Annotated in this window: 3 protein-coding genes; all 3 read left to right on the top strand. The window is 67.9% G+C overall.

Annotation, left to right across the window (positions count from 1 at the left end; all coding sequences use genetic code 11):
- A partial coding sequence (locus tag A5652_RS14655) for an FAD-binding oxidoreductase (protein ID WP_304441775.1) occupies positions 1-849 on the top strand: 849 nt, incomplete at its 5' end.
- A 113-nt stretch (positions 850-962) separates the two neighbouring features.
- Entirely contained in the window at positions 963-2,204 is a 1,242-nt protein-coding gene (locus tag A5652_RS14650) for a cytochrome P450 (RefSeq protein ID WP_197513960.1), read from the top strand.
- Positions 2,204-2,658: TetR/AcrR family transcriptional regulator (locus A5652_RS14645; RefSeq protein WP_067352469.1), on the top strand; the 455-nt coding region annotated here is incomplete at its 3' end. The genes A5652_RS14650 and A5652_RS14645, both read left to right, overlap by 1 nt.

Here is a 2,658-nt window from a genome sequence, read left to right as displayed (position 1 = left end):
ACCGCGGTGCGGCTCGGCGGCCCGCGCCTCAAGGATGTCGCGGGGCTTTCGTTGACCAAACTGTTCGTCGGTAGCGAGGGCACGCTGGGCGTCGTCACGGAAGTGACGCTGCGGCTGGTGCCCAAGCAGAATGCCTCCAGCATTGTGGTGGCCAGCTTCGCGACCATCGAGGACGCGGTCGAGGCGGTGCTCGGCGTCACCGCGCGGCTTCGCCCCTCGATGCTGGAGTTCATGGACTCGGTGGCGATCAACGCCGTCGAGGACAGCCTGCGCATGGATCTGGACCGCGGGGCGGCCGCGATGCTGGTTGCCGGGTCGGATGAGCGCGGCCGCGCCGGTAGCGAAGACGCCGAAATCATGGCCGAGGTTTTCGCGGAACACGCTGCGACGGAGGTGTTTTCGACCGACGATCCCGACGAGGGGGAGGCGTTCGTCGTCGCTCGGCGGTTTTGCATCCCGGCCGTCGAGGCCAAGGGGTCATTGCTGCTCGAGGATGTCGGGGTGCCGCTTCCGGCGCTGGGCAAGCTGGTGACCGGGATCGCGCGCATCGCCGCCGAACGCGACCTGATGATCTCGGTGATCGCGCACGCCGGCGACGGGAACACCCACCCGCTGATCGTCTACGACCCCGCCGATGCCGACATGACCGAACGCGCCCACCTGGCGTTCGGCGAGATCATGGACCTGGCAGTCGGACTGGGCGGCACCATCACCGGGGAACACGGCGTCGGCCGGTTGAAGCGGCCCTGGCTGGCCGGCTATCTGGGCCCCGAGGTGATGGACCTCAACCGGCGAATCAAGCAGGCGCTGGATCCGTTGGGCATCTTGAACCCGGGCTCGGCGATCTAGTTTGGCGGCCGACCGCCCGGCTGGCCGGGGAGTCGGTGCCGAGCGCCCGGCTGGCCGGGGAGTCGGTGCCCGTCAAGGTTGACATATCGCTTCCACTGTCGTACGAATGAGACATGGCTGCCGTTATGTCTCACGACGCACCGGTCAAGTTTCAGCTGGCCACCGCCGACACGTGGTCCAACCCGTGGCCGATGTACCGTGCCCTGCGAGATCACGATCCGGTGCACCACGTCGTTCCGGCGGATCATCCCGAGGATGACTACTACGTGCTCTCCCGGCACGCGGACGTGTGGGCCGCGGCACGCGACCACGAGACCTATTCCTCCGCACAGGGGTTGACCGTCAACTACGGCGACCTGGAAATGATTGGGCTGCAGGACAATCCGCCGTTCGTGATGCAGGATCCTCCGGTGCACACCCAATTCCGCAAGCTGGTCTCGCGCGGCTTCACGCCGCGGCAGGTCGAGGCGGTGGAGCCCAAGGTCCGCGAGTTCGTCGTTGAGCGCATCGAAGGGTTGCGCTCGGCCGGCGGCGGCGACATCGTCGCGGAGCTGTTCAAACCGCTGCCGTCGATGGTGGTCGCCCACTATCTCGGTGTGCCGGAAGAAGACTGGGCCCAGTTTGACGGCTGGACCCAGGCGATCGTCGCGGCCAACACCGCCGAAGGTGGCGTCGCCGGTGCGCTGGAAACCGTCGGCGACGCGGTCGGGTCGATGATGGCGTACTTCACCGAGCTGATCGCACGGCGCCGGACCGAACCCGAGGACGACACCATCTCTCACCTGGTGGCCGCAGGGGTCGGCGCCGACGGCGACATCGCCGGCACGCTGTCGATCCTGGCGTTCACGTTCACCATGGTCACCGGCGGCAACGACACCGTCACCGGCATGCTCGGCGGCTCGATGCCGCTGCTAAACGAACGACCCGACCAACGTCAGCTGCTGGTGGACAACCCGGAGCGCATTCCCGACGCGGTCGAGGAATTGCTGCGGATGACATCCCCCGTGCAGGGACTGGCCCGCACAGTCACCCGCGACGTGACCGTCGAAGAAACCACCATCCCGGCCGGGCGCCGGGTGTTGCTGCTCTACGGTTCGGCCAACCGCGATGAACGCCAGTACGGTTCGGACGCAGGCGAACTCGACGTGACCCGGTCCCCGCGCAACATCCTGACGTTCAGCCACGGCGCCCACCACTGCCTGGGCGCCGCCGCCGCCCGGATGCAATCCCGGGTTGCACTGACCGAGCTGCTGGCCCGCTGCCCCGACTTCGACCTGGACGAATCCGGCGTCATCTGGGCCGGCGGCAGTTACGTCCGCCGTCCCCTGTCGGTGCCGATTCGAGTTAAATCCTGATGTCCGACTGGCTGGGCACGCACCGGACCGAAGCGGCGGCCGACCGGATCCTCGACGCGGCCGAGCAGCTCTACACGCAGCGTGATTCGGATTCGATCGGTATGAACGAAATCGCCAGCGCCGCAGGCTGTTCCCGGGCCACGCTGTATCGCTACTTCGAGAATCGCGAGGCCTTGCGAACCGCCTACATCCACCGCGAAACCCACCGGCTGGGCCGCGAAATCGTCGCGCGCACCGGCGGCATCGAGGACCCCGGCGAACGGCTGGTCGCGAGCATCCTCGTCACACTGGGGATGGTTCGCGAAAGCCCCGCGCTGGCATCCTGGTTCGCCACCACCCGCCCGCCGGTCGGTGGCGAACTGGCCGGGCAGTCCGACGTGATCGCGGGCCTGGCGGTGGCGTTCCTACGCTCGCTGGGACCCGACGATCCCGCCGCCGTCGAACGCCGGGCCCG

The organism is Mycobacterium sp. 1165178.9 (assembly GCF_001673555.1).
Classification (GTDB): Bacteria; Actinomycetota; Actinomycetes; order Mycobacteriales; family Mycobacteriaceae; genus Mycobacterium.
This window is presented reverse-complemented; position numbering and strand designations above follow the sequence as displayed.

Bases quoted from the DNA above. Each gene is read 5' to 3' on its own strand.
- A5652_RS14650 (WP_197513960.1), top strand. From the start codon at position 963: ATGGCTGCCGTTATGTCTCACGACGCACCGGTCAAGTTTCAGCTGGCC.